The sequence below is a fragment of the Mesorhizobium sp. WSM4898 genome, from assembly GCF_029625845.1.
GTDB lineage: Bacteria > Pseudomonadota > Alphaproteobacteria > Rhizobiales > Rhizobiaceae > Mesorhizobium.
Genome location: NZ_JARTVQ010000059.1, coordinates 1 through 231, shown reverse-complemented (window position 1 = coordinate 231; position 231 = coordinate 1). Strand labels below are relative to the sequence as shown.

Genomic DNA, 231 nt, shown 5'->3' with positions numbered 1-231 from the left:
CCGGCATGGACAACTACTGCATCAATCCGCGCGCAAAGACCCGACTGGTTCCCGGAATCAGCCGTGATGGCGGACTCGCACAACAGGTAGCGGCGCCCGAGCGACTGGTGCTCAGCGTCGGTGGGCTAAGCCCACAAGAGGCTGCACCGGCAAGCGATTTTGGGCTGGCTGCCTATCACGCCATTCGTGTTGCCAGGACGATGCTTGCGCCCGGAAACCACGCCGTCGTTA

The 231-nt window shown here is 62.8% G+C and carries 1 pseudogene; it reads left to right on the top strand.

From position 1 onward, the window contains the following. Positions 1–231: pseudogene (locus P9228_RS30945) on the top strand (hypothetical protein); the annotation flags it as partial.